The organism is Nocardia sp. NPDC003269 (assembly GCF_042888005.1).
Classification (GTDB): domain Bacteria; phylum Actinomycetota; class Actinomycetes; order Mycobacteriales; family Mycobacteriaceae; genus Nocardia.
In genome coordinates this window covers 1,618,302-1,643,273 of record NZ_JBIAPA010000001.1, presented here as the reverse complement: position 1 = coordinate 1,643,273, position 24,972 = coordinate 1,618,302, and the positions used below count along the sequence as shown (strand labels likewise).

Here is a 24,972-nt window from a genome sequence, read left to right as displayed (position 1 = left end):
CGCTGACCAGCGTCAATGGCGAAATCTCGCGGCTCAGCGCGGCGGGTTCAGCGCCGAGTGCAAGGTCACCGCCCACTGGTCGACGATCAATTTCCGGCGCGCTGAGTCGTCGGTGAGGACATCGGCCAGCCCGAGCCCGCGGGCCAGGTCGAGGGTCGCCTGAACGAGGTGATGGTTGACCGGATCGGAGTCGTCGACACCGAGCGCTTCGACCGCACGCCGATGCGCGATCCGGCCGAACCTGGCCTCGAGCGGGACGATGCGTTCGCGCAGCGCCGGGTCGGCGGCGGCGTGCGTCCACACCTGCAGGGCCGCCTTGAACAGCGGCGAGGTGTAGGACTCGACCAGCCCGGAGACGACGGCGCGGGTGCGGCCGACACCCTCGGCGACCTCGCTGATGGCGGCGGCCTCGGCGGCCGACTGATCCATCCTGGTGTCGAACATGTACTCGAGCGCGCCGGTGATCAGGTCTTCCCTGGTCGGAAAATGATGCTGGGCGGCGCCGCGCGACACCCCGGCCCGTTCGGCGACCACCGACACGGTGGCGGCTGCCCAGCCGGTCTCGGCCAGGCAGTCGATGGTCGCCTCGAGCAGCCGCTGCCGGGTGGCCCGGCTGCGGTCCTGCTTGGGTTCGTGGGGTGTCGCCATCGGACTATTGTGCCCAGCTGGGCGGGCGCTTCTGGAAGAAGGCGGTCATGCCCTCGATCACCTCGGGGGTACCGAAGAAACCGGCCGAGCGCTGCGCGAGCTCCTCGGCCTCGGCGTCGAAGCGCGCGAGCAGGGTCGAATTGACCAGCTTCTTGGACTCGGCCAGCCCCTGCGGCGAACCCTTGCGCAGCTCGCCACACAGGCGCTTCACCTCGGCGGCGGCATCGGCGGCCGCGATGGTGACCAGGCCGATCTCCCGCGCGGTCGCGGCGTCGAACTTCTCGCCGGTCAGGAAGTAGCGGCTCGCCGAGCGCTGGTCCATGCGCGGCACCAGGGTGAGCGAGATCATGAACGGCGCCATGCCGATGCGCACCTCGGTGAGGGCGAAGCTGCTGCCGGGCCCGGCCACGACGAGATCGCAGGCGCCGATGATGCCCATGCCACCGGCCCGGACATTGCCCTCGATCTGGGCGACGACCGGTTTGGGCGAGGCGAGGATCCCGCGCAGCACATCGATCATCACGCGGGTACGCTGATCGGCCGCGGTCGCCGGATCGGCGGTGCTCGCCTCCTTCAGGTCGGCGCCCGCGCAGAACGTGTCGCCGGTGTGCGCCAGCACGATGCCGCGGACGGCGGGATCGGTGTTCGCCGCGTCCAGTCCGGCCAGCAGCTCACGCACCAGCTTGGACGAGAGCGCGTTGCGGTTGTGCGGGGAATCGAAGGTCAGCGTGGCGAACCCGTCGACGACCTCGTAGCGGACGAACGGTGTTTCCGTCGCGTCACTCATCGGGACTCCTGTTCATCCGGGAGGAACGGCGGCCGCCCAGCTGAGCGGCCGCCGTAGGGCCTAGTACGAGCGTGGAAGACCGAGCGAGTGCTGGGCCACGAAGTTCAGGATCATCTCCCGGCTGACCGGCGCGATGCGCGAGATGCGCGCGGCCTGCAGCATGGCCGAGAGCCCGACCTCGCGGGTCAGACCTGAACCGCCGTGGGTCTGGATCGCCTGGTCGAGCGCCTTGATGCTGGCTTCCGCGGCCGCGTACTTGGCCATGTTGGCCGCCTCGGCGGCGCCGAACTCGTCACCGGCGTCGTAGAGCACCGCGGCCTTCTGCATCATCAGCTTGGCCAGTTCCAGCTCGATCTTGACCTGGGCCAGCGGATGCGAAATGCCCTGGTGCGCACCGATCGCCGACTTCCAGACCGTGCGCTCCTTGGCATACTCCACCGCCCGGTCGATGGCGTAGCGGCCGAGGCCGACCGCCATGGCCGCGCCCATGATGCGTTCGGGATTCAGGCCGGCGAACAGCTGGGCGATGGCGGCGTCCTCGGACCCGACGAGGGCGTCGGCGGGCAGGCGCACGTCGTCGAAGAACAGCGTGAACTGGTTGTCCGGCTCCACGATGTCCATCTCCTGGACGTTCTTCACCAGGCCGGGCGCGTCGACCGGCACGATGAACAGCGCGGGCTTGAGCTTGCCGGTCTTGTGGTCCTCGGTGCGCGAGACCACCAGGATGGCCTCGGCCTGATCGACACCGGAGATGAAGATCTTGCGGCCGTTGAGGATCCAGTCGCCGCCGTCGCGACGGGCAGTGGTGGTGATCTGGTGCGAGTTGGAGCCGGCGTCGGGCTCGGTGATCGCGAAGACCATCTTCGACGAGCCGTCGGCCAGCTTGGTCAGCCAGGTCTGCTTCTGCGCGTCGGTGCCGTACTTGGTGATGATGGTGCCGCAGATCGCCGGGGAGACGACCATCAGCAGCAGCCCGGCGCCCTGCGCCGCCAGTTCCTCCTGCACCAGCGCCAGCTCGTACATGCCCGCGCCACCGCCGCCGTACTCCTCGGGCAGGTTCACGCCGAGGAAGCCGAGCTTGCCCGCCTCGTCCCACAGTTCGGTGAGCGGCTCGTTCTTGCGTGAGAGCGGCAGCACGTAATCGCGGTAGTTGTACTTCGACGCCAGCGCGGCGACCGCCGCGCGCAGCGCCTTCTGCTCTTCGGTTTCGTGGAAGCTCATGCCTGCTCCTGCTCTTCTTCCTCGACGACGGCGAGGACGGTTCCGACCTCGACCTGCTGGCCGACGGTCACGTTGAGTGCACTGAGGACGCCGGTGGCCGGCGCGACGATCGTGTGCTCCATCTTCATGGCCTCCAGCCACAGGATGGGCTGCCCCTGGGTGACCTGGTCGCCCTCGGCGGCGCCGAGGCGGATCACGCTGCCGGGCATGGGCGCGAGCAGCGAGCCCGCCGCGACCTGCTCCGACGGGTCGGTGAAACGGGGCAGCCTGCGCGCGGCGACCGGGCCGAGCGGCGAGTCGACCGCGACGAGGTCGCCGTAGCGGGCGATCTCGAACTGGCGGCGCACCGGACCACGCTCGCCCGGTACCGCCAGCACCACGCGCTCGGGCGTCACCGAGATCAGCGCGAGGCCGTCGTGGCCGTCGACCTCGATGTCACCGGCCCTGGTGAACCGGTACCGCACCTCGTGCGTGCCGCTGGTGCGGCTCTCGTAGGACTTGCGCTGCGGCTGCGAGGCCAGGTTGCGCCAGCCGCTCGGAGCGAGCTTGGCGAACCGGTTCGTGGTGTGCGCCAGCGCCGCGTCGGCGAGGGCGGCGGCCACGATCGACAGCGCTTCGTCGGCGTCCGACACCAGCGGCGCGGACAGCGCGGCCAGGTCGTGGGTCGCGAAGAACGCGGTGTCGGTGTCACCGGCCAGGAACGCGGGATGCCGCAGCACCCGCACGAGCAGGTCGCGGTTGGTCACCAGGCCGTGGATCTTGGCCCGCTGCAACGCGGTGGCCAGCAGATGCGCCGCCTCGGCCCGGGTTTCGGCGTAGGAGATGACCTTGGCCAGCATCGGGTCGTAGTGCACGCCGACGAGCGAGCCGTCGACAACGCCGGTGTCGAGCCGCACGCCCGCCTGCTCGAGGACGGTGAACTCGCCTGCGGTGAACGGGATCTCGATCTTGTGCACCGGACCGCTCTGCGGCTGCCAGTCGTGCGCGGGATCCTCGGCGTAGAGCCGGACCTCGATCGAGTGGCCGCGCTGGGCGGGCTGGGTCGCGGGCAGCGGCACACCCGAGGCCACCTGCAACTGCAGGCGGACCAGGTCCAGGCCGGTGGTCTGCTCGGTGACCGGATGTTCCACCTGGAGGCGGGTGTTCATCTCCAGGAAGAAGAAGTCACCCTTCTCGTCGGCCAGGAACTCGACGGTGCCCGCGCCCTCGTAGCCGATCGCCTCGGCCGCCAGCCGGGCCGCCTCGAACAGCCGATCGCGCATGCCGTCGATCTTCTCGACCAGCGGCGAGGGCGCCTCCTCGACAACCTTCTGGTGCCGACGCTGGATCGAGCACTCACGCTCGCCCACCGCCCAGGTCGTGCCGAAAGTATCGGACATGACCTGGACTTCGATGTGGCGGCCGGTCTCGAGGTAGCGCTCGCAGAACACGGTCGGATCGCCGAAGGCCGACTCGGCCTCGCGCCGCGCGGCGGCGATCTGATCGTTCAGCTCACCGAGCTCACGCACCACGCGCATGCCGCGACCGCCACCACCGGCGGACGCCTTGATCAGCACCGGCAGGTGCGCCTCGGTGACCTCGGCGGGATCGAGCTCGGCGAGGACGGGGACACCGGCGGCGTCCATCATCTTCTTCGACTCGACCTTGGAGCCCATCTGCTCGATCGCCGCGACCGGCGGACCGATCCACACCAGGCCGGCGTCCAGCACCGAGCGCGCGAATTCGGCGTTCTCGGAGAGGAATCCGTAGCCGGGGTGGATGGCGTCGGCCCCGGCCGAGAGCGCGGCCTCGATGATCAGCTCGCCGCGCAGGTAGGTCTCGGCGGGGGTATTGCCGGGCAGCCGGATGGCCGCGTCGGCCTCGGCCACGTGCGGGGCCGAGGCGTCGGCGTCGGAGTAGACCGCGGTGGTGCCGATCCCCATCCGGCGGCAGGTGGCGAACACGCGGCGCGCGATCTCACCACGGTTGGCAACCAGAACGTTCGTGATACCCATGCTGTCGCGCCTCACATTCGGAAGACGCCGAAGCCCTCGGCGCCCTGGATCGGGGCTGTGTGAATGGCCGACAGGGCCATCCCCAGCACGGTGCGGGTGTCGCGGGGGTCGATGATGCCGTCGTCGAAGAGCCTGCCCGACAGGAACATCGGCATGGCCTCGGCCTCGATCTGCGCCTCGACCATGGCGGCCAGCCCGGCGGCGGCCTCCTCGTCGAACGGCAGGCCCTTGGCCTCGGCCGCGCCGCGCTGCACGATGGTGAGCACGCCGCCCAGCTGCGCGCCGCCCATCACGGCCGACTTCGCGCTCGGCCAGGCGAACAGGAAGCGCGGGTTGAACGCGCGCCCGCACATGCCGTAGTGACCGGCGCCGTAGGACGCGCCGACCAGCAGCGAGATATGCGGCACCGTCGAGTTGGCGACCGCGTTGATCATCATCGCGCCGTGCTTGATGATGCCGCCGTGCTCGTAGTCCTTGCCGACCATGTAGCCGGTGGTGTTGTGCAGGAACAGCAGTGGCGTGTTCTTCTTGTTCGCCAGCTGGATGAACTGGGTGGCCTTCTGCGATTCCTCGGAGAACAGCACGCCGCGCGCGTTGGCCAGGATGCCGATCGGGTAGCCGTTGATCTCGGCCCAGCCGGTGACCAGGCTGGAACCGTAGAGCGGCTTGAACTCGTCGAAGTCCGAACCGTCGACGACGCGGGCGATCACCTCGCGCGGGTCGAACGGGATCTTCAGATCCGAGGGCACGATGCCGAGCAGTTCCTCGGGATCGTAGAGCGGCGAGATGACCTCGGCGCGCGGCTCGGGGCCCTGCTTCTTCCAGTTCAGCCTGCGCACGATGTTGCGGCCGATCCGGATCGCGTCCTGCTCGTCGGCGGCCATGTAGTCGGCCAGACCCGAGGTGCGGGCATGCATCTCGGCGCCGCCGAGGGTCTCGTCGTCGGAGTCCTCGCCGGTGGCCATCTTCACCAGCGGCGGCCCGGCCAGGAAGACCTTCGCGCCCTCCTTGACCATCACCACGTAGTCGGACATGCCGGGGATGTAGGCGCCACCGGCGGTCGAGTTGCCGAACACCAGCGAGATGGTGGGAATGCCCGCGGCCGAGGCCTGGGTGAGGTCGCGGAACATCGCGCCGCCCGGGATGAAGACCTCCTTCTGCGTCGGCAGATCCGCGCCGCCGGACTCGACCAGCGAGATCACCGGCAGGCGGTTCTGCTTGACGATCTCGTTGATACGCAAGGTCTTACGCAGCGTCCACGGGTTGGAGGTGCCACCGCGCACGGTCGGGTCGGGCGCGACGATCATGCACTCGACGCCCTCGACGATGCCGATCCCGGCGATCGTGGACGCGCCGACGTGGAAGTCGCTGCCCCAGGCCGCGAGCGGGCACAGTTCGAGGAACGGCGAGTCCTCGTCGAGCAGCAGCTCGATGCGCTCACGGGCGGTGAGCTTGCCGCGCTTGTGGTGCCGGGCCACCTTGTCGGGGCCGCCACCGGCGATCGCCTTGGCGAACTCGGCCTCGACCTCGGTGAGCTTGGTGGCCATCGCCTCGGCGGCGGCGGTGTACTCCGGCGACGCGGTGTCGACGGCGGAACGGAAGGTCGTCACGACTGGTACCCCAATACTTTCGACGCCAGCATGGTCAGGATCTCGTTGGTGCCACCGCCGATGCCGATGATGCGCACATCGCGGTAGATGCGCTCCACCTCGGACTCGCGCATGTAGCCCATGCCGCCGTGCAACTGGACCGCCTGGTTGGCGACCCATTCCGCGGCCTCGACGGCATTGTTCTTGGCGAAGCAGACCTGGGCGATCTGGTTCGTGTCCCCGGCGACGAAGCGCTCGACCAGGGCCCGGGTGTAGGTGCGCGACACGTCGACCCGCTGGGCCATCTCGGTCAGCGTCATCTGCACCTTCTGGCGGCTGATCAGCGGGCGGCCGAAGGTCTCCCGGTCGCGGCACCACTGCACCGTGAGGTCGAGGGCGCGCTGGGCCAGCGAGTACGCCTGCACCGCGAGGCCGACCCGCTCGCTGACGAACGCGTTGGCGATCTGCGCGAAGCCGGTGTTCTCGCCACCGACCAGGTTCGCCGCGGGCACCCGCACGTCGACGTAGGACAGCTCGGCGGTGTCCGAGCACAGCCAGCCCATCTTCTCCAGCTTGCGGCTGACGGTGAAGCCGGGCGTCTCGGTGGGCACGATGATCAGCGAGACGCCCGCCGCGCCCGCGCCGCCGGTGCGGACCGCGGTGACGACGAAGTCGGCCCGCGTGCCCGAGGTGATGTAGGTCTTGGCGCCGTTGATGATGAAGTCGTCGCCGTCGCGCACCGCCGTCGTGGTCAGGTGGCCGACATCGGAGCCACCGCCGGGTTCGGTGATGGCCAGCGAGCCGATCAGATCACCGCGCAGCGTCGGCACGGCCCACTTCTCGATCTGCTCCCGATTGCCGGAAGCGATGATGTGCGGCAACGCGATTCCACAGGTGAACAGCGAGGCCCACAGCCCGCCGGAGGCACCGGCGAGATGGATCTCCTCGCCGACGATCATCGAGTCGATGATGCTGCCGCCCTCGCCACCCGCCGATTCCGGGTGCTCGATGCCGAGCAGGCCGAGTTCACCGGCCTTCTTGTGCAGTTCGCGGGGCAGTGCGCCGTCGCGTTCCCAGGTGTCGAGGTCGGGCAGGATCTCCCGCTCGACGAAACCGCGCACCGTGGCGCGCAGTTCCTTACGTTCCGGTGTGTCCCAAACAGATGTCATGCGAACAGCTCCGTCGGCATATCGATGTGGCGGGAGCGCAGCCATTCGCCGAGCCCCTTGGCCTGCGGGTCGAACCGTGCCTGGTAGGCGACGCCCTTGCCGAGCAGACCGGAAATGATGAAGTTGACGGCCCGCAGGTTCGGCAGCACGTGCCGGGTGACGGTCAGCTCGGCCGTCTCGGGCAGCAGTTCCTGGAGCTTGCCGACCGTGAGCGTGTGCACCAGCCAGCGCCACTGCTCGTCGGTGCGGACCCAGACGCCGATATTGGCGTCGCCGCCCTTGTCGCCGCTGCGGGCCAGGGCGATGGTGCCGAGCGGGACGCGAGCGGTCTCCGACGGCGGCAGGTCGGCGGGCAGCTCGGGCTCGGCGACCGGTTCCAGCACCGCGGTTTCCGCGGCGGGCTCGATGGCGACGCGGGTGCCGTCGGCCAGCACCGCGGTGTGCGGCACCTCGTGCGCGTCGACGAAGCCCGGCGTGAAGACGCCGTAGGGCGAGCCGTTGCCCGGCAGGGTGGTGAAGGTCGCGCCCGGGTAGCTGGCCAGCGCCAATTCCACGGCGACATTGGAGAATCCGCGGCCCACCTTGTTCGGGTCGGGGTCGCGCACCACGCAGCGCAGCAGCGCGCTGGCCTGCTCCTCGGTGTCGGCGTCGGGGCGGTCGAGCCGAGCCAGCGTCCAGGTCAGCTCGGCGGGCTTGGCGGGCAGCCAGGCTTCCAGCTGTCGTTGCGCCAGCGCGGCCTTGGCCTCGATCTCCAGGCCGGTGAGGATGAACTCCATCTCGTTGCGGAAGCCGCCGAGGGTGTTCAGCGAGACCTTGAGCTGCGGCGGCGGCGCCTCGCCGGTGACGCCGCTGATCAGCACCCGGTCCTTGCCGTCCTGGCTGAGCTCGATGCTGTCCAGGCGGGTGGTGACGTCGGGGCCCGCGTAGCGCACGCTCTGGATCTCGTACATGAGCTGGGCTTCGACGGTGTCGACCGTGACCGCGCCGCCGGTGCCGTCGTGCTTGGTGATGACGCTGGAACCGTCGCGGCGGATCTCGGCGATCGGGAAGCCCGGGCGGCCGATATCGCCGAGTTCGGTGAAGAAGGCGAAGTTGCCGCCGGTGGCCTGGGTGCTGCACTCGATCACGTGGCCCGCCACCACCGCACCGGCGAGGGCGTCGTAGTCGGTGCGGCCCCAGCCGAAGTGGGCCGCGGCGGGACCGACGATGACGGAGGCGTCGGTCACCCGGCCGGTCACGACGATGTCGGCGCCGGAGTTCAGGCATTCGACGATGCCCCACGCGCCGAGGTAGGCGTTGGCGGTCAGCGGCTGGCCGAGACCGAGGTCGGCGGCGCGGCCGATCAGGTCGTCGCCCTCGACGTGCGCGATCTTGGCGTCCAGGCCCAAGTCGGCGGCGACCTTGCGCAGCCGCTCGGCCAGCCCGGCCGGGTTGAGGCCGCCCGCGTTGGTGACGATCTGGACCTTGCGCTCCAGGGCGAGGGCCAGGCAGTCCTCGATCTGCTTCACGAACGTCTTGGCGTAGCCGAGGCTGGGGTCCTTCATCCGGTCGCGGCCCAGGATGAGCATGGTGAGCTCGGCGAGGTAGTCGCCGGTCAGCACATCGAGGTCGCCGCCCTCCAGCATCTCGCGCATCGCGCTGAGCCGGTCGCCGTAGAACCCGGAGCAGTTTCCGATCCGGATCAGGTCCGGGTCCGCCGAGAGTGCACTCATGAACCCCAGGATCACATCGGTTCAGAAAAAAAGCAAGCATGCGTGCTTGTTAATTGCGGGCAATCCACCAGGCAAGATGGAAGCCATGTCATCGGTCCTCCTCTTCGCCCTGGCCGGCTTCCTGCTCGGCGGCGCCTACACGACCTGGAAGAACAACCGCGCGATGTCGATCGCCCTGATCGCCGCCGCCGTCCTCGCCGCCATCGGCGCGGCCCTCTGGCTGCAGTAGCGTCACCAAGCATTTCGAAAGCGGCGGGCAAGCCCACCGCGATTAGCTTTCGCCGTCCTGTTGTCCGGCCTGTCGGCCGCCTCGCGTCGGGGGAAGCATCCATGTTCGATTGGTACGTCGGTCTGCTCGCGTTCAGTGGTATCGCGATGATCGTGATGGCGAACGTCAAGGGCGGGCAGAGTGAGTTCGCGCAGGTTCTCAACGCCGTCTTCGGTATCGGGTTCCTCGGCTACGCGGGCTACCTGGCGTTCGTCTTCGACGGCGGCAGCTACCTGATCTTCTTCCAGGCGTTCATCCTGCCGGTACTGCTGCTGATCAACTTCGTGAAGTCGACGAACTGGACCGCGCTGACCACCAGGCCGACGCCCACCCAGCAGGCCTGGCGCGCGTACCAGCGCGAACAGCAGCGGGGCTGAGCTCAGCTCGGGGCGCTGAGTTTGAAGATGCGGACGTCCTCGGGGACGCCGTTGAGGGGGGCCGCCCAGAAGTTGCGTTTGTAGGGCTTGACGGTGGCGCCCAGTTCGTCGAGGGTTTCCGGGCGCAGGGCGGCGAGCGTGGTGCTGGACAGCATCGTGTTGCCGTTGCCGCCCGCCTCCATCATGCGGGCGGCGATGTTCACGTCGACGCCGAGCCAGTCGCCGCCGATCTCGCGGGGGGAACCGGTGTGCAGGCCGACCCGCATGCGGGGCTTGTAGCCCTCCACCTCGACCGCGGCCAGATTGCGGCGGGCGGCGACGGCGGCGCGGACCGCGCGATCGGGGGACGAGAAGACCGCCATCAGGCCGTCGCCCATGCGCTTGACCACCTGACCGCCCCGCTCGGCGATCGGCGGCTCGATGGCCTTGGCGACCTTGCGCAGCAGTTCCAGGGTGCGCTCGTCGCCCGCGGACAGCGACCAGCTGGAGAACGCGACCAGGTCGGTGAACACGATGGTCACCTCCTCGGTACCGCGACCGCGGCCGATCCGCTCCAGCGCGGCCTGCCACACCTGGAGCGCGCCGAAACCGATCTCCCTGGCCGCGCTGGGCGTGCCACCCACGATCTTGTCCGCGGCACGGGCGACCGCGCGGGCGCCACCGGGACCGGAGACCGAGAGCGGATCGCCGAACGCCGGGTCACCGGGGAGCTGCTGACGAGCCTTGCGCACCGCACCGATCACATCGGCACGCCGATTGGCCGCCTGCAATTTCGAGGAGAACTGGACGCGCCGCCGACCGGACCGGGCATCGTCGGCGTCCGACGTCTCGGACCGCGCATTTTCGGTGGGCTCCAACGGGATAACCACCTCCGCGGCAGCGTCACGCCGCCGCGGATCCACCCCGCCAGAAGGCGTTTCACTCACGCCCAGATCGTACCTGTTCCGCCCCGCTGCTCTTCCAGACGAAAAGAAGCCCTCGGCGTCCGGGCAGCGGACGCCGAGGGCGGTCCCGGGCATCTGCGAGGGCAGCCCGGGACGTCTGTCAGGCGTCTCGGCGGTTGATCATCACCAAGGCACCGGCGAACACGATCGCCACGAACACAGCGAAGTAGATCAGACTGCCCCACACGCCCCAGTGCCAGTTGCCCGAAACGTCCTCGACGGTCAGGAAGCGGTTGGCGTTCTGGAACGGCAGGAACGGCTTGACAGTACGGCCGAAGCTGCCGAACGCGCCGAGCAGACCCTCCAGCAGCAGCGACCACAGCACGATCAGCGAGATCGCGGCGGCGGACTGGCGCACCAGCACGCCGACGCCGATGGCGAGCACCACGCACAGGAAGGCGTAGATCGGGATGCCGTAGATGGCGCGCCAGTTGCCGTCGAGCACCAGCTCCGGCGCCTCGTCGCCGACGAACAGCTTGGCCACCACGAAGGCGATCAGCGCGAGCACGCCGGTCAGCACCGCCGCGTACCCACCGACCAGGCCCGTCTTGGACAGCACCACCTTCGTGCGGTTCGGCACCGCGAGGAAGCTGGCGCGGATGACGCCGAAGCGGTATTCACTGGTGACCGTCAGCGCGGCCATGATCATCAGCACCATCACGCCGAAGCCGGAGACACCGGAGACCACCACGCTCGGGGTGAGCAGCGTCGGCACGTCCCCCGGCTGGGTGTTCTCGGCCTTGGTGACCAGCGCGATCAGCACGGCCAGGCCGATGCCGAGGAGCACGACGATCGCCGAGCACCACCAGGGCGACCGGGTCGAGGTGAGCTTGATTCGTTCCGCAGCGAGCACGCCCATCAGAGCGCACCTCCCATCACCTGGTCGAGGCCGGCGCCGTGGTACTCCACGGCGCCACCGGTCATCCGCATGAACGCCTCCTCGAGCGACGCCTGCTGCGGCGCCAGCTCGTAGAGCGTGACGTTGTTGGTGCCCGCCACCTTGCCGACCTCGTCGCTGGTCACCCCGGCGACGATCAGCGCGGCGTCGCCCTCTTCCCGCACGGTCATGCCGTGCGAGGTGAGCAGGCTGCGCAGCTGATCCAGCTGCGGGCTGCGGACCCGGACCGACTGCTCGGAAGCGCGGTCGATGAAGTCCTTGGTGGTGGTGTCGGCGATGAGCTGACCACGGCCGATCACGATCAGGTGCTCGGCGGTCTGGGCCATCTCCGAGAGCAGGTGGCTCGACACCAGCACGGTGCGGCCCTCGGCGGCCAGGCGCTGCATGAAGCGGCGGATCCAGAGGATGCCCTCGGGGTCGAGGCCGTTGACCGGCTCGTCGAACAGCAGCACCTTGGGATCGCCGAGCAACGCGCCCGCCAGGCCGAGCCGCTGGGACATGCCCAGCGAGAAGCCGCCGGCGTTCTTGCCCGCCACCTCGGACAGGCCGACCAGCCGCAGCACTTCCTCGACCCTGGACTTGGGGAGGTCGTTGGAGGCGGCCAGCCACTCCAGGTGCGCGCGCGCCGATCGGTTCGGATGCACCCACTTGGCATCCAGCAGCGCGCCGACCTGGGTCAGCGGACGCTCCAGATCCTCGTAGCGCTTGCCGTCGATCAGCGCGGTGCCCGAGGTCGGCCGGTCCAGGCCGAGGATCATCCGCATGGTCGTCGATTTACCGGCACCGTTGGGTCCGAGGAACCCCGTCACCTGTCCGGGATGGACGGTGAACGAGAGGTCCTGCACCGCGACGGTCTGGCCGAATTGCTTCGTCAGGCCCTTCAGCTCGATCATGCGCCCCAGCTTGCCGCACGAAGAACGCGAGCGCGTCGCCGTGAGGTCGCGAGTCGGGTCATCCTCGAGGATGACCCGACCCCGAGCCGGGGACTACCGGGCTGGGGAGGAAGCCTGAGCCCAGAAGCGCTTGGGGATGCGGCCCGCCTCGCGGGCCAGGTAGCCGGCGCGGACGGCGGCGGCCATGGCCGAGGCCATCAGTTCCGGGTCGCGTGCCCTGGTGACGGCGGTCGCCAGGAGGACGGCCGAGCAGCCCAGTTCCATGGCGAGGGCGGCGTCGCTGGCGGTGCCGATGCCCGCGTCGAGGATGACCGGGACGCCGGCGGCGGCCACGATCATCTCGATGTTGTGCGGGTTGCCGATGCCGAGGCCGGTGCCGATGGGGGCGCCGAGGGGCATCACCGCGGCGCAGCCCGCGTCCTCGAGCCTGCGGGCCAGCACCGGGTCGTCGTTGGTGTAGGGCAGGACGACGAAACCGGCGTCGACCAGCTGTTCGGCGGCGTCGAGCAGCTCGAACGGGTCGGGCAGCAGGGTGCGCTCGTCGGCGACGACCTCGAGCTTGACCCAGTTCGTCTCCAGCGCCTCGCGCGCCAGCTGCGCGGTGAGCACGGCCTCGGCGGCGGTGCGGCAGCCCGCGGTATTGGGCAGCAGGGTGATGCCGAGGCGCTGGAGCAGGTCGAGCACGCCGGTGCCGCCCGCGGCGTCGACTCGGCGCATGGCGACGGTGGTGAGCTCGGTGCCGGAGGCGATCAGGGCCTCCTCGAGGACAGCCAGGTTCTCGGCGCCGCCGGTGCCCATGATCAGGCGCGAGCCGAACTCCTTGTCCGCGATCCGCAGCGGCGCGGGCTCAGCCACCCTGCACCGCCGTCAGCACCTCGATGGTCCAGCCGCGGCCGACCGGCTCGTCCCAGCGCGACTTCGGGAACACCGCGCCGTCGACCGCGAGGGCAACGCCCTGACACGGCAATTCGAGCCTGGTCAGCAAGTCGCGGATGCTGAGCGGCTCGGCGAACTCGTGGTCGACACCGTTGACGGTGACGCCGATCGGGATGGTCGAGGTCATCGAACTCCTCCTGGGGACAGCCGCAGCGCCGGAAAGCGTTGCGGTGATGCGATCTCCGCGATGGCGGACGACTCGGCGTCGAGCAGTCCGGGGACGAGGGTCGCGGTGAGCGCGAGGGTGAGCATGCCGTTGCGGCCGTGGCCGGTGGCGGCGACGACCCGGTCGTCGAGCGCGCCGAGCAGCGGCAGGTTGTCGGGGGTGCCCGGCCGCGAGCCCGCGTTCGCCTCGGCCAGTTCGTATTCCGCGATGCCGGGCAGGATCGCCTCGGCGTCGGCGATCAGGTCGCGGACCCCGCCGACGGTCACCGCGGTGTCGAACCCGGCCTCGTATTGGGTCGCCCCGACGACGATCCCGTCCGCGCGCGGCACCAGATAGACCTGCCTACCGTGCACCCTGGCCCGGATCACCCGGCTCGGCGCCGGTTGCACACCCGGCCGGTGCCGCAGGCGCAGGATCTCGCCCTTGACCGGGCGCACCGGCAGCCCTGGCCACAGCTCGGCGGAGTGCGCGCCCGCCGCGAGCACGACCCGGTCGTGCGGCAGGTCGGCGAGGGCGGTGACGGCTTCGGTCCGGATCAGCACCCCGGCGCCTGCGCAGGCGGCGCGCAGGGCGGTCAGCACCCGGCGATTGTCGACGGCGGGTTCGGTGGTGGCCAGCAGCCCGGCGCGCACGGTGCGGGCCAGCGCCGGTTCGAGCGCGCGCACCCCGGCCCGGTCGAGGACGCGCAGGTCGTGACCGAATCCGGCGAGCCAGTCGGCGACGGTGCGCAGGTCGGCGGCATCGGCGCCGTCGAGGGCGACGGTGAGCGTCTCCTCGGCGACGAACACCGAATCACCGGTGATCGCTCGCAGCCGCTCGGCGAAAGCGGGCCAGGCGGCCAGCGCGGCGGCGCCGAAGGCCAGCACCCGGTCCTCCCCCGGCCAGCCCTCCGACAGCGGCGCGAGCATGCCGCCCGCCACGAACGACGCGCCGGAGCCGGGCGCCGGATCGAAGACGGTGACGGTCCAGCCCGCCTCGGCGGCCTGCCATGCGACAGCGAGTCCGACGGCGCCGCCGCCAACGACCGCCAGAGTCCGCATCACGTTCCACCTGTCTTTTTCCGCCTACCGAACGCCTCGGCGTTCGCGTCTCCACGGTAGCGCGACTACCGTCGACACTGTGCAGCCCTCCCATCCGAATCGTTCCGTCCCGCCCAGGGAGCGCCTGTCGAACGCGCTGCTGTATCTGTGCACCGACGCGCGCCGGGAGAAGGGCGATCTGGCCCGTTTCGTCGATGCCGCGCTAGCCGGTGGCGTCGACATCGTCCAGCTCCGCGACAAGGGGTCGCCCGGTGAGGCCGAGTTCGGCCCGCTGGAGGCCAAGGCCGAGCTCGGCGCGCTCGCCGAGATCAAGGCCGCGACCCGCAGGCACGGCGCGCTGCTCGCGGTGAACGATCGCGCCGATATCGCGCTGGCCGCCGGCGCCGACGTCCTGCATCTCGGACAGGGCGATCTCCCGCCCGCCTACGCGCGGCGCATCCTCGGCCCCGATGTCGTCATCGGCCGGTCGAGCCACAGTCGCGCCCAGGCGGGCCTGGCGGCGATCGACGGTCATCTCGACTACTTCTGCACCGGCCCGATCTGGACGACCCCGACCAAGCCGGGTCGCCAGGCGGCAGGCATCGATCTGGTGCGCTCCACCGCCGACGGGCACCCGACGATGCCGTGGTTCGCGATCGGCGGCATCGACACCGAACGCCTGCCCGAGGTGCTCGCCGCCGGTGCGCGCCGGATCGTCGTGGTCCGCGCGATCACCGCGGCCGCCGATCCCGAAGCCGCGGCGCGCGAGCTCAAGCAGGCGCTGGTCGCCGCGTCGGGATAACGGATTCAGGTCAGCAGCGCGGTGAGCGCCTCGGCCAGGTCATCGCTGGGCTCCGGGCCGATGGTCACCTCGTCGCCGGGTCCGTCGGGCTGCGCGTGCAGCCAGAAGAACCCGCGATCGGCGACTTCGACGGTCCGGGGCAGGTCGGCGACGGGCTCGGCGGCGAAGCGCAGACGCAGCGGCGCCGCGCGCAGCTCCACCCACGCCGCGGCGAAACCCGGGTGCAGCGGGAGGTCGTCGACCTCCTCCTCGGCCACCCAGACCAGCTCGGAGCTCTCCTTGTTGGCGACGGTGGGCAGCGGGAACTCGGCGTCGGCCAGCACGGTGGTGTAGGTCCAGCCGCTCGGCGCGGTCATCGTCAGCCGTTCGGCCCGCACGCGCAGCGCGTCGGCGGTGATGCCCGCTTCCTCCCAGGCCTCCCGGACCGCGGCGTGCTCGGCGCTCTCGTGGGAATCGCGCGCGCCGCCCGGGATCGCCCAGGTACCGCCCTGATGACTCCACGGCGCCCGGTGCTGTAGCAGCACCGCCGACCCACCCCGGGGCAGCGGCGCGCGCAGCAACAAACCCGCCGCGCCGTACTTGCCCCAGTGCCGAACTCCGCCCGGACTGTTCGACCAGCCGTCTCCGTCACCGCGCATCCAATACTCTTTCCTCCGTAGCAGCCGAGCAGCAACCGCTTCGGGGGTGTCTGAGGGGCTGCGCCACCGGTAGGACCACAATAAACTCCGCACCACGAGGGGTGCGCGGACAGCACGGGGAGGTGAACGATGGTCGAACCCGGGAATCGCGATGCCTCGACCGAGGTCGCGGCCGTTCGTTCCGGCCCGTCGTCGCAGGCCACGCAGGGTGCGCAGGGCTCGGTGGCGGCCGCGGCCGAGCCGGTGACGGGCCGCCGCGCCGCGTTGCGGAAACCGGCGATCGTCGTCGACCGGCCGCCCGCGCCGGATGTGAAGGCGCTGCGTGCGCAGTTCCACCCCGCCCGGATGCGCGGCTTCGTGCAATCGTCACCGGGCCGGCTGGTGGCTGCCGGACTGGTGCTGATGGTGCTCTGCGTCACCGCGGGCGCGGTGACTTCGACGACCGTCAGCGACCGCCAGCAAGCTCTCGGCGTCCTGCTCGACGACACCGAACCCGACGCCCACTCGGCCAATCACCTCTACACCTCGCTCTCCATCGCCGACGCCGCCGCGGGCACCGCGTTCATCGCGGGCGGGCTGGAGCCGAAGGCCGTGCGCGACCGCTACACCCAGGCCATCGGCGAGGCCGCCGCCGAACTGGTGACCCAGGCCGGGCACATCTCCGTCGAGGAGGCCGCCGACCCGTCGGGCACCGATCGCAAGCTCCGCACCGGCATCGCGACCGGGCTGCCGGTCTACACCGGCCTGATCGAGACCGCGCGCGCCAACAACCGCAACGGCTACCCGGTCGGCGCCGCCTACCTCAGCGAGGCGTCGCACCAGATGCAGACGACGCTGCTGCCGATGGCCGAGGAGCTGGAGAACCACCGCCTCGACGCGGTCACCGCCGCCCAGCACCGGCACGTGCTGCCGCCGTGGCCCGCGATCGTCCTGCTGATGGCGACCCTCGGCGCCCTGCTCTGGGTCCAGGTGGAGCTGGCCAAGCGCTCGCGCCGGGTGTTCAACATGGGTCTGCTGATCGGCACCGGCGCGCTCGCGCTGACGCTGGTGTGGACGGTGGCCGCCGGCTCGGTGTCGGCGGTGTCGATGATGCGCTGCCGCGACCAGGGCGCGGTGCCCGCCGCCCGGCTGGCCGAGAGCCGCATCCTGGTGCAGCAGGCCAGGTCGGCGGAGATGGTCAAGCTGGTCCGCCGCGACGCCACCGGCGACTACGACCGCATCTTCGACACCAACACCACCCGGCTCACCGAACTGCTCGCCGGCTACCCCCAGGACGCGCCGGCGCGCACCGAGGTCGCCGACGCCCGCGCCGCGCTCGCGCGCTGGCAGTCCGCGCATCAGCGGATGAACGACACCCTCGCGCGCGGCGATTTCACCGGCGCCGCCGCGGTCGCCACCGGACCGAGCGCCGCCGACGCGGCCGCCCAGGTCGACGCGATCGACCGCGCCCTGGACAAGGCCGCCGCGGCGACCAGGGACACCTTGCGCGACAAGGTCTCCCAGGCCATCGACGTGCTGGCCTTCCTCGCCCCAGGCGCGTTCGTCCTCGGCATCGTCGCGGCGGTCTGCGTCGCGCTCGGGCTCTGGCCCCGGCTGCGGGAGTACCGGTGAGCCGCGGGCGGATCGCCGCGGCGCTGCTGCTCACGGCGGCGGCGCTGCTCGGCGGCTGCGCCGACAGCACCCCGGCACCGGACGACAACAGCGTCTACTCCGAACCGCCCCTGCCCGCCAAGGCGATCCCGATCGGCACCGACACCCCGGTGCCCGCCCGCGGCGGCGAGCAGTGCGGCGACCCGACGGCCAGCCTGCGCCCCAGCACCTCGCGCGGTCCGACGATCGACGCCATCCGCGCCCGCGGCAGGCTGATCGTCGGCCTCGACGCCGGCAGCAACCTGTTCAGCTTCCGCGACCCGCTGACCGGCCGGATCGTCGGCTTCGACGCCGACATCGCCCGCGAGATCGCGCGCGACCTGCTCGGCAACCCCGATCTGATCGAATACCGCAGCCTCGCTTCGGAAGAGCGCGAACGGGCGCTGCAGGACCACACCGTCGACCTGATCGCCAAGACGATGACGATCACCTGCGAGCGCCGCCAGCGGGTGGCCTTCTCCACCGTGTACCTGCGCGCCGACCAGCGCGTGCTCGCGGTGAAGAACTCCGGCATCAACAGCCTGGCCGACCTGGCGGGCAAGCGGGTGTGCGTGGTGCGCGGCACCACCTCGCTCGACCACATCCGCCGCGATCAGCCCGCCGCCACCATCCTGACGGTGCCGACCTGGGCGGACTGCCTGGTGGTGCTGCAACAGCGCCAGGTCGACGCGGTGAGCACCGACGACGCGATCCTGGCCGGCCTGGCCGCGCAGGACCCCTACACCGAGGTCGTCGGCGAGAGCATCAGCGCCGAGCCCTACGGCATCGGCATCCCGAAGGGCGACGACGACCTGGTCCGCTTCGTCAACGCCACCCTGGAGCGCATCCGCAACGACGGCACCTGGACGCGCATCCACCGCCGCTGGCTCGCCTCCCTCGGCGAGACGCCGAGCCCGCCCGCTCCGACGTACCAGGACTGATCGACGATGACCACACCGACGAACGGTGAACCGGCGCAAGAGGATCCGGCGCGGCAGGAACCGACCCAGCTGGCCCACCGGCCCGAAGGCGAGCTGCCCGGCGGCTGGACGCTGCCGCCAGCTCCGGCCGACGACGAGACCATGCCGCTGCCGATCCAGGCGGGGCACGCGCCCACCGAGATCGCGGTCAGGCCCGCCGCACCGGACCAGCCACCGGCCACCCAGCGCGCCGCGCACGCGGTGACCGAACCGCCCGGCACCCAGGCCACCCCACCGCGATCCGGTTCCGGCGACGCAGCCTGGCCCTCCGGCGCCCAGACCGGGCCGAGCACGTCCAGGTCCGGGCGCAGTGTGCGCACCGCCAGGTCGCGCCCCACCCGCAGGCTCGGCGCCGGCCTGGTGCCGATCCCCACCGTCACCCCGGCCGACCCGCGCGAGGCGGTGCTGGCCGATCCGGTGGTCTCGGAGGGCAGGCGGTTCTGCTGGCGCTGCGGCGACCCGGTCGGCCGCTCGACCGCGACGCACGCCGGGACCTCGGCCGGGCAGTGCGCCACCTGCGGCGCCGCCTACGATTTCCGGCCGTCGCTGCACGAGGGCGACATGGTCGCCGGGCAGTACGAGATCCAGGGCTGTATCGCCCACGGTGGGCTCGGCTGGATCTACCTGGCCATCGACCGCAATGTCAGCGACCGGTGGGTGGTGCTCAAGGGCCTGCTGCACGCCGGTGACGCCGAGGCACAGGCCGTCGCGGTGGCCGAGCGCCAGTTCCTGGCCGAGGTGGCGCATCCGAGCATCGTCAAGATCCACAACTTCGTCGAGCACACCGCGGCCGACGGATCGAGCACCGGCTACATCGTCATGGAGTACGTCGGCGGGCACTCGCTGCGCGACATCCTCGACGCCAAGCCCGTCGGTGAGCGGATGCCGCTGGCCGAGGCCATCGCCTACGTGCTGGAGATCCTGCCCGCGCTGGACCACCTGCACTCGATCGGCCTGACCTACAACGACCTCAAGCCCGACAACGTGATGATCACCGAGGACCAGGTGAAGCTGATCGACCTGGGCGCGGTCGCCACCATCGAGGCCTACGGAAACCTCTACGGCACCAAGGGCTTCCAGGCGCCCGAGATCGCCAGGACCGGTCCGACCCCGGCCTCCGACGTGCACACGGTCGGCCGGACCCTGGCCGCGCTCACCCTGGCGCTGCCCACCGAGCACGGCCGCTATCTCGACGGCATCCCCGACCCCGCCGACGAGCCGCTGCTGGCCCGCTACGAGTTCTTCCACCGGTTCCTGCTCACCGCCACCGACCCCGATCCAGCCCGGCGGTTTCCGTCGGCGCGGGCGATGTCGGCCCAGCTGGCGGGGGTGCTGCGGGAGATCCTCGCCTACGACACCGGCGCCGAGCATCCCCAGCTGTCCACCGTGTTCAGTCCCCAGCGCACCAGCTTCGGCACCGAGGAACTGATCAGCCAGACCGACTCCTACCTCGACGGCGTCGGCCGCTCACCGCTGCTCGACTCCGGTGATGTGGTCGCCGCGCTGCCGATTCCGCTGATCGACCCGGCCGATCCGTCGGCTCCGCTGCTGGCCGCGACCGCGAACCTGGACCCGGAGCGGGTGCTGGAGGCCCTGCACGAGGCCCGCGAACGCGCCGAGGCCGACCCGGACAACGCGCCGGAGACCCTGGCGGGCGAACTGGTCTTCGCCGAGGCGCGGGCCCGGCTCGAACTCGGCGAATCGGCCGCGGTGCTGCACCTGCTCGACCGTGTCTCCGGTGAATCCGATTGGCGCGCCGACTGGTTCACCGGTCAGGCGCACCTGCTCGAGCTCGACTACGAGGCCGCCTTCGCCGCCTTCGAGGCGGTGCTGCGGGTGCTGCCCGGCGAGATCGCACCCAAGCTGGCACTGGCCGCCACCGCGGAACTGATTCTGCAGCACTGGGATTCCGACGCGCCCGAACAGTGGCGGGCCTTCGCCGAGCGCTACTACGACACCGTGTGGCGCACCGACCGCGCCGTCGTGAGCGCCGCCTTCGGCCTGGCCAGGCAGCTGGCGGTGGCGGGCCGGGTCGGCGAGGCGGTGCACGCCCTCGACGACGTCCCCGCGGCCTCGCGGCACTTCACCACCGCCCAGACCACCGCGATCCTGTTGCTGCTCACCAGCGCTCCCGTCGACCGGCTCGACGAGCAGGTGCTGCGCCTGGCCGCCTCGCGCGCCCAGTCCATCCCGCCCGGCGAGCACCGATCCACCCTCATGCGCACCCTGGTGCAGGGCACGGCACTGGCCTGGCTACAGGCCGGGAACACCCCGAAGCGCAAGGACGCCAAGCTGTTCGGCCGCCCCTTCGACGAACGCGATCTGCGCGACGGCACCGAGACCGGCCTGCGCGCGCTGGCCCGCAACGCCCCCGATCGCGTGCACCGCTACGCCCTGGTCGACCTGGCCAACTCGCTGCGCGCGAAGTCCTGGTTCTAGGCGGACCCGCCGACCAGCTCGTGCGCGGCCCTGGCGATCGCGAGCTCCTCGTTGGTCGGCACCACCAGCACGTGCACCGGCGCGAACTCCGGCGAGATGTGCCGGACGCCGGGGGTTCTGGTCTCGTTGCGGACCGGGTCGACCTCGATGCCGAGGTTCGCCAGGCCGGCGAGGGCGTCCGCGCGCACCGACGCGCTGTTCTCCCCAACGCCCGCGGTGAAGACGATGGCGTCGACGCCGCCGAGTTCCACCAGGTAGGCGCCGAGGTAGCGGCGCAGGCGGTGGATGTAGACGTCGTAGGCCAGCTTCGCGGCGGCGTCGCCGTTGTCGATGAGCTGCTGTAGCTCGCGGAAGTCGTTCACCCCGGACAGGCCCTTGATGCCGGAGTTGCGGTTGAGCAGCTGCTCGACCGCGGGCAGATCCAGCCCGGCGACATTCATCAGGTGCGGCATGATCCCGGGGTCGAGATCACCCGGCCTGGTACCCATCACCAGGCCCTCCAGCGGGGTCATGCCCATGGTGGTGTCGATCGCGACGCCCCCGGCCACGGCCGAGGCCGATGCCCCGTTGCCGAGGTGGAAGACGATCTGGTTCAGCTCCTCGACCGGCCTGCCCAGGTATTCGGCGGCCTTCGCCGACACGTACTGGTGTGAGGTGCCGTGGAAGCCGTACTTGCGGACACCGTGCGCGGCAGCCAGTTTCGCGTCGATCGCGTAGGTCTTGGCCGCCTCCGGCAGGGTGTGGAAGAAGGCGGTGTCGAACACCGCGACCTCCGGGATACCGGGCAGCAGCTCCCTGGTCGACTCGATGCCGATCACATTGGCCGGATTGTGCAGCGGCGCGAGGACCGACAGCTCGTCGATGGTGCGCAGCACCTCGTCGGTGATCAGCGTCGGCTGCCAGAACACCTCGCCGCCGTGCACCACCCGGTGCCCGACCGCGCCGATCCCGATCGTGGCCAGGTCGATGCCGGTCTCCTGGAACATCTCGAACGCCCGGCGCAGACCGGCCCGGTGATCGGCGATGACGCCCTCGTGCACCAGCTTTCGGTCACCGCACTCGTGCACGATCCGGCCGCCGTGCGACTCACCGATCTTCTCGACCAGCCCGGAGGCCAGCACTTCGGCCGAATCCGCGTGCAGCAGCTGGTATTTGATCGAGGAGGAGCCGCAGTTCAGCACCAATACCAGGTCGCTCACGCGTCTTCTCCCTGCGCCTGGATGGCGGTGATCGCCACGGTGTTCACGATGTCGGCGACGAGCGCGCCGCGCGAGAGGTCGTTGACCGGCTTGCGCAGACCCTGCAGCACCGGGCCGATCGCGACCGCGCCCGCGCTGCGCTGCACGGCCTTGTAGGTGTTGTTGCCGGTATTGAGGTCGGGGAAGACGAAAACCGTTGCCCGCCCGGCCACCTCGGAATCGGGGAGCTTGGTGCTGGCCACCGTCGGCTCGATCGCCGCGTCGTACTGGATCGGACCCTCCACCGGCAGTTCCGGTGCGCGTTCCCGCACGAGCTCGGTGGCGACCCGGACCTTGTCGACATCGGCGCCGGACCCCGAGGACCCGGTCGAGTACGACAGCATCGCCACCCGCGGGTCGATCCCGAACCGGGCCGCGGTGCCCGCCGAGGAGATCGCGATATCGGAGAGCTGCTCCGAGGTCGGATCGGGGACCACCGCGCAGTCACCGTAGGCGAGGACGCGATCGGCCAGGCACATCAGGAACACACTCGACACCGTCGCCACGCCGGGCACCGTCTTGATGATCTCGAAGGACGGCCGGATGGTGTGCGCGGTGGTGTGCGCGGCGCCGGAGACCATGCCGTCGGCGATCCCCTTGTAGACCATCATGGTGCCGAAATACGAGATGTCGGCCATGGTTTCGCGGGCGCGCTCGAGCGTCATGCCCTTGTGCTTGCGCAATTCGGTGTATTCGGCGGCGAATTCGTCGAGGTAGCCGGAGGTGCGCGGATCGAGCACCTGCGCGGCGGCGATGTCGACACCGAGTTCGGCGGCGCGGGCGCGCACCGCGGTCTCGTCGCCGAGGATGGTGAGGTCGGCGATCTTGCGCTGCAAGACCCGGCCCGCGGCGCGCAGGATGCGGTCGTCGTCGCCCTCGGGCAGCACGATCCGCTTGCGATCGGCCCTGGCCCGCTCGATCAGCCGGTACTCGAACATCTGCGGGGTGACCACGTTCGACGGCGGTACCTGGATGCGCCGCAACAGTTCCGGCGCGTCGACGCGCTCTTCCATCAGCGCCAGCGCCGTGTCCACCTTGAGCGGGCTGCCCGCCCACATCCGGCCGCGGGTGCGGTGCACCGCGCTGGCGGTGTCGTAGGTGCCGAGTTCGGTGGTGAGGATCGGCAGTTTGGGGTGCAGGCCCTCCATCAGGCGCGCGATGGCCGGATGCGGGCGGATGCCGCCGTTCATGATGACCCCGGCCAGCGACGGAAAGCCCGCCGCCTCATGGGCGTTCACCACGCTGAGCAGAACATCGGAGCGGTCGCCCGGGGCGATCACGACCACTCCGTCGGATAGTCGTTCCAGGATGTGCTCGGCGGTCATGCCGCCGACCATGATCCGCAGTGCCTCGCGCTGGAGCAGTTCCGGGTCGCCGCTGTAGATCTCGCCGTCGATGGCGCCGCACAGCTCGCCCATGGTCGGCGCCATCAGCAGCGGCACCTCGGGCAGCGTCCACGACGGAACGTCGAAACCGGCCAGGGCGCTGCCGATCTCGTCGATCTCGTCCGGCGCGCATCGATTGGCGACGACGGCGACCAGCTGGGCGTGCTCGGCGGCCAGCTCGGTCGAACACAATTCCACCAGCTGCTTGACCTCGGCGGGCGTGCGGTCCGCGCCGCGCACCACCAGCAACACCGGCGCGCCCAGGTTCACCGCGATGCGGGCGTTGTAGCGCAGCTCGCTCGGGCTGGCGACATCGGTGTAGTCGCTGCCGACGATCACCACCGCGTCGCAGGCCTTGGCGACATCGTGGAACCGCATCACGATCTCGCTGATCGCGGCGTCGGGGTCGCGGTGCACGTCCTCGTAGGTGACGCCGATGGCCTGCTCGTAGCCGATATCGGCGGTGCTGTGCTCGAGCAGCAGCTCGAGGATGTAGTCGGGCTCGGCGGTCGAGCGGGTGATCGGGCGGAACACCCCGACGCGCGCGGCGGTCGCGCACACCATCTGGAGCACGCCGAGCGCCACGGTGGATTTTCCGGTGTCACCCTCGGGTGAAGCGATGTACACGGTGGACGTGGCATGTTCGACCATGGTCGCGAGCTTAGTTAATCGATGGCGATTCGGGGGTTCGGTGTGGCGCGATCGGCCGCGTTATAGTCCGGCCCATGACATCGCAGTTCCCGGATCGGCAGTGGGGTTCGCGCACCAATCTCCTGTCCCGCGCCGCCAATCGTTTCGCCGCGACGAAGCCGGGTTCCTGGCTGATCCGCACGGTGACCCCGCTGGATCGGGCCCTGCTCGAACGGACCGACGCCAAGTACACCGTGCTCGGCCCGATCGGCGCCCCGGTGATCCTGCTTACCACCACCGGCCGCAAGTCCGGCGCGCAGCGCACCCAGCCGCTGCTCTACGTGCACGACGGCGACACCCTCTACGTGGTCGGCTCCAACTTCGGCCAGGAGCACCACCCGGCCTGGACGGGGAACCTGCTGGCGAACCCGGCGGCCACCGTGGCCATCGCGGGCGAGCGCATCCCCGTCGTCGCCACCCCGGTCCCCGACGCGGAGAAGGACCCCCTCTTCGCCCGCTTCATCGAGATCACCGGCGCCTACGCCGCCTACCGCGACCGAACCACCCGCAACCTGCGCATGTTCGCCCTGCGCCGGGCATAACCCGAGCC

The 24,972-nt window shown here is 70.6% G+C and carries 23 protein-coding genes; 7 read left to right on the top strand and 16 right to left on the bottom strand.

Annotated features, from left to right (window positions below; all coding sequences use genetic code 11):
* Positions 1–33 precede the first annotated feature (33 nt).
* Genes ACFYWJ_RS07530 through ACFYWJ_RS07500 form a run of 7 tightly spaced genes read right to left on the bottom strand, consistent with a single transcriptional unit; the run spans position 34 to position 9,120 of the window.
* Entirely contained in the window at positions 34–648 is a 615-nt protein-coding gene (locus ACFYWJ_RS07530) for a TetR/AcrR family transcriptional regulator (protein WP_355274491.1), read from the bottom strand.
* 4 nt (positions 649–652) lie between these two features.
* On the bottom strand, positions 653–1,435 hold the full coding sequence (locus ACFYWJ_RS07525; RefSeq protein ID WP_355274494.1) for an enoyl-CoA hydratase family protein: 783 nt from the start codon (positions 1,433–1,435) through the stop codon (positions 653–655).
* 60 nt (positions 1,436–1,495) lie between these two features.
* Positions 1,496–2,656 carry an acyl-CoA dehydrogenase family protein gene (locus ACFYWJ_RS07520; protein ID WP_355274496.1) on the bottom strand — a complete coding sequence of 387 codons (1,161 nt, stop codon included), beginning with the start codon at positions 2,654–2,656 and terminating at the stop codon, positions 1,496–1,498.
* Positions 2,653–4,650 carry a biotin carboxylase N-terminal domain-containing protein gene (locus ACFYWJ_RS07515; RefSeq protein WP_355274498.1) on the bottom strand — a complete coding sequence of 666 codons (1,998 nt, stop codon included), beginning with the start codon at positions 4,648–4,650 and terminating at the stop codon, positions 2,653–2,655. Before ACFYWJ_RS07515 ends, ACFYWJ_RS07520 begins: the two co-directional genes overlap by 4 nt.
* Positions 4,651–4,661: 11 nt before the next feature.
* Complete coding sequence (locus tag ACFYWJ_RS07510) at positions 4,662–6,260, bottom strand: carboxyl transferase domain-containing protein (protein ID WP_355274500.1); 1,599 nt, start codon at positions 6,258–6,260, stop codon at positions 4,662–4,664.
* On the bottom strand, positions 6,257–7,408 hold the full coding sequence (locus ACFYWJ_RS07505; protein ID WP_355274502.1) for an acyl-CoA dehydrogenase family protein: 1,152 nt from the start codon (positions 7,406–7,408) through the stop codon (positions 6,257–6,259). The genes ACFYWJ_RS07510 and ACFYWJ_RS07505 overlap by 4 nt, the downstream gene beginning before the upstream one ends.
* Positions 7,405–9,120, bottom strand: coding sequence for an acyclic terpene utilization AtuA family protein (locus ACFYWJ_RS07500; RefSeq protein WP_355274505.1), 1,716 nt, complete (start codon positions 9,118–9,120; stop codon positions 7,405–7,407). The genes ACFYWJ_RS07505 and ACFYWJ_RS07500 overlap by 4 nt, the downstream gene beginning before the upstream one ends.
* A gap of 85 nt (positions 9,121–9,205) precedes the next feature.
* Here ACFYWJ_RS07500 and ACFYWJ_RS07495 point away from each other — a divergent pair, with 85 nt between their 5' ends.
* Positions 9,206–9,349 carry a hypothetical protein gene (locus ACFYWJ_RS07495; protein ID WP_355274678.1) on the top strand — a complete coding sequence of 48 codons (144 nt, stop codon included), beginning with the start codon at positions 9,206–9,208 and terminating at the stop codon, positions 9,347–9,349.
* A 101-nt stretch (positions 9,350–9,450) separates the two neighbouring features.
* A complete protein-coding gene (locus tag ACFYWJ_RS07490) occupies positions 9,451–9,765 on the top strand; it encodes a hypothetical protein (RefSeq protein WP_355274507.1) in 315 nt (104 codons plus the stop codon).
* A gap of 2 nt (positions 9,766–9,767) precedes the next feature.
* On the opposite strand, the gene ACFYWJ_RS07485 is transcribed toward ACFYWJ_RS07490, so the two are convergent.
* The 6 genes from ACFYWJ_RS07485 to thiO form a co-directional block, all read right to left on the bottom strand.
* Positions 9,768–10,535 carry an adenylate/guanylate cyclase domain-containing protein gene (locus ACFYWJ_RS07485; RefSeq protein ID WP_355274673.1) on the bottom strand — a complete coding sequence of 256 codons (768 nt, stop codon included), beginning with the start codon at positions 10,533–10,535 and terminating at the stop codon, positions 9,768–9,770.
* Positions 10,536–10,809: 274 nt separating this feature from the next.
* Positions 10,810–11,568 carry an ABC transporter permease gene (locus tag ACFYWJ_RS07480; protein WP_355274510.1) on the bottom strand — a complete coding sequence of 253 codons (759 nt, stop codon included), beginning with the start codon at positions 11,566–11,568 and terminating at the stop codon, positions 10,810–10,812.
* A complete protein-coding gene (locus ACFYWJ_RS07475) occupies positions 11,568–12,500 on the bottom strand; it encodes an ABC transporter ATP-binding protein (protein WP_355274513.1) in 933 nt (310 codons plus the stop codon). Before ACFYWJ_RS07475 ends, ACFYWJ_RS07480 begins: the two co-directional genes overlap by 1 nt.
* 93 nt (positions 12,501–12,593) lie before the next feature.
* Positions 12,594–13,355, bottom strand: coding sequence for a thiazole synthase (locus tag ACFYWJ_RS07470; protein WP_355274516.1), 762 nt, complete (start codon positions 13,353–13,355; stop codon positions 12,594–12,596).
* Entirely contained in the window at positions 13,348–13,563 is a 216-nt protein-coding gene (gene thiS / locus ACFYWJ_RS07465; protein ID WP_336087772.1) for a sulfur carrier protein ThiS, read from the bottom strand. The genes ACFYWJ_RS07470 and thiS overlap by 8 nt, the downstream gene beginning before the upstream one ends.
* On the bottom strand, positions 13,560–14,642 hold the full coding sequence (gene thiO, locus ACFYWJ_RS07460) for a glycine oxidase ThiO (RefSeq protein WP_355274519.1): 1,083 nt from the start codon (positions 14,640–14,642) through the stop codon (positions 13,560–13,562). Before thiO ends, thiS begins: the two co-directional genes overlap by 4 nt.
* A gap of 79 nt (positions 14,643–14,721) precedes the next feature.
* Here thiO and thiE point away from each other — a divergent pair, with 79 nt between their 5' ends.
* A complete protein-coding gene (thiE, locus tag ACFYWJ_RS07455) occupies positions 14,722–15,423 on the top strand; it encodes a thiamine phosphate synthase (protein WP_355274522.1) in 702 nt (233 codons plus the stop codon).
* Positions 15,424–15,428: 5 nt separating this feature from the next.
* Here the strand turns inward: thiE and ACFYWJ_RS07450 are convergent, their stop codons facing one another.
* Positions 15,429–16,061: an NUDIX hydrolase gene (locus ACFYWJ_RS07450; protein WP_355274525.1), complete on the bottom strand. Its 633-nt coding sequence runs from the start codon at positions 16,059–16,061 to the stop codon at positions 15,429–15,431.
* 129 nt (positions 16,062–16,190) lie between these two features.
* Here ACFYWJ_RS07450 and ACFYWJ_RS07445 point away from each other — a divergent pair, with 129 nt between their 5' ends.
* From ACFYWJ_RS07445 to ACFYWJ_RS07435, 3 genes are all read left to right on the top strand, one after another.
* Positions 16,191–17,672: a hypothetical protein gene (locus ACFYWJ_RS07445; protein WP_355274528.1), complete on the top strand. Its 1,482-nt coding sequence runs from the start codon at positions 16,191–16,193 to the stop codon at positions 17,670–17,672.
* On the top strand, positions 17,669–18,631 hold the full coding sequence (locus ACFYWJ_RS07440; RefSeq protein WP_355274530.1) for a glutamate ABC transporter substrate-binding protein: 963 nt from the start codon (positions 17,669–17,671) through the stop codon (positions 18,629–18,631). The genes ACFYWJ_RS07445 and ACFYWJ_RS07440 overlap by 4 nt, the downstream gene beginning before the upstream one ends.
* A gap of 141 nt (positions 18,632–18,772) precedes the next feature.
* Positions 18,773–21,109 (top strand): serine/threonine-protein kinase PknG, encoded by a 2,337-nt coding sequence (locus ACFYWJ_RS07435; protein ID WP_387161428.1) that lies wholly within the window; start codon positions 18,773–18,775, stop codon positions 21,107–21,109.
* Here the strand turns inward: ACFYWJ_RS07435 and ACFYWJ_RS07430 are convergent.
* The gene (locus ACFYWJ_RS07430; protein ID WP_355274535.1) at positions 21,106–22,308 is read right to left on the bottom strand and encodes an acetate kinase; all 1,203 of its coding nucleotides are present in this window, start codon (positions 22,306–22,308) and stop codon (positions 21,106–21,108) included. The two genes, ACFYWJ_RS07435 and ACFYWJ_RS07430, sit on opposite strands and share 4 nt — an antisense overlap.
* Positions 22,305–24,383, bottom strand: a complete 2,079-nt coding sequence (pta, locus tag ACFYWJ_RS07425) for a phosphate acetyltransferase (RefSeq protein WP_355274538.1) — start codon at positions 24,381–24,383, stop codon at positions 22,305–22,307. Before pta ends, ACFYWJ_RS07430 begins: the two co-directional genes overlap by 4 nt.
* 74 nt (positions 24,384–24,457) lie before the next feature.
* Here pta and ACFYWJ_RS07420 point away from each other — a divergent pair, with 74 nt between their 5' ends.
* Positions 24,458–24,964 (top strand): nitroreductase/quinone reductase family protein, encoded by a 507-nt coding sequence (locus tag ACFYWJ_RS07420; protein ID WP_355274541.1) that lies wholly within the window; start codon positions 24,458–24,460, stop codon positions 24,962–24,964.
* Positions 24,965–24,972 lie beyond the last annotated feature (8 nt).

Excerpts from the sequence above, each read along its gene's own strand:
- ACFYWJ_RS07500 (WP_355274505.1), bottom strand. The coding sequence starts at position 9,120 with ATGAGTGCACTCTCGGCGGACCCGGACCTGATCCGGATCGGAAACTGC.
- ACFYWJ_RS07505 (WP_355274502.1), bottom strand. The coding sequence starts at position 7,408 with ATGACATCTGTTTGGGACACACCGGAACGTAAGGAACTGCGCGCCACG.
- ACFYWJ_RS07420 (WP_355274541.1), top strand. The coding sequence starts at position 24,458 with ATGACATCGCAGTTCCCGGATCGGCAGTGGGGTTCGCGCACCAATCTC.
- thiS (WP_336087772.1), bottom strand. The coding sequence starts at position 13,563 with ATGACCTCGACCATCCCGATCGGCGTCACCGTCAACGGTGTCGACCAC.
- ACFYWJ_RS07480 (WP_355274510.1), bottom strand. The coding sequence starts at position 11,568 with ATGGGCGTGCTCGCTGCGGAACGAATCAAGCTCACCTCGACCCGGTCG.
- ACFYWJ_RS07530 (WP_355274491.1), bottom strand. The coding sequence starts at position 648 with ATGGCGACACCCCACGAACCCAAGCAGGACCGCAGCCGGGCCACCCGG.
- ACFYWJ_RS07490 (WP_355274507.1), top strand. The coding sequence starts at position 9,451 with ATGTTCGATTGGTACGTCGGTCTGCTCGCGTTCAGTGGTATCGCGATG.
- ACFYWJ_RS07450 (WP_355274525.1), bottom strand. The coding sequence starts at position 16,061 with ATGCGCGGTGACGGAGACGGCTGGTCGAACAGTCCGGGCGGAGTTCGG.
- ACFYWJ_RS07525 (WP_355274494.1), bottom strand. The coding sequence starts at position 1,435 with ATGAGTGACGCGACGGAAACACCGTTCGTCCGCTACGAGGTCGTCGAC.
- ACFYWJ_RS07495 (WP_355274678.1), top strand. The coding sequence starts at position 9,206 with ATGTCATCGGTCCTCCTCTTCGCCCTGGCCGGCTTCCTGCTCGGCGGC.
- thiO (WP_355274519.1), bottom strand. The coding sequence starts at position 14,642 with ATGCGGACTCTGGCGGTCGTTGGCGGCGGCGCCGTCGGACTCGCTGTC.
- ACFYWJ_RS07515 (WP_355274498.1), bottom strand. The coding sequence starts at position 4,650 with ATGGGTATCACGAACGTTCTGGTTGCCAACCGTGGTGAGATCGCGCGC.
- ACFYWJ_RS07435 (WP_387161428.1), top strand. The coding sequence starts at position 18,773 with ATGCCGCTGCCGATCCAGGCGGGGCACGCGCCCACCGAGATCGCGGTC.
- pta (WP_355274538.1), bottom strand. The coding sequence starts at position 24,383 with ATGGTCGAACATGCCACGTCCACCGTGTACATCGCTTCACCCGAGGGT.
- ACFYWJ_RS07520 (WP_355274496.1), bottom strand. The coding sequence starts at position 2,656 with ATGAGCTTCCACGAAACCGAAGAGCAGAAGGCGCTGCGCGCGGCGGTC.
- ACFYWJ_RS07445 (WP_355274528.1), top strand. The coding sequence starts at position 16,191 with ATGGTCGAACCCGGGAATCGCGATGCCTCGACCGAGGTCGCGGCCGTT.
- ACFYWJ_RS07475 (WP_355274513.1), bottom strand. The coding sequence starts at position 12,500 with ATGATCGAGCTGAAGGGCCTGACGAAGCAATTCGGCCAGACCGTCGCG.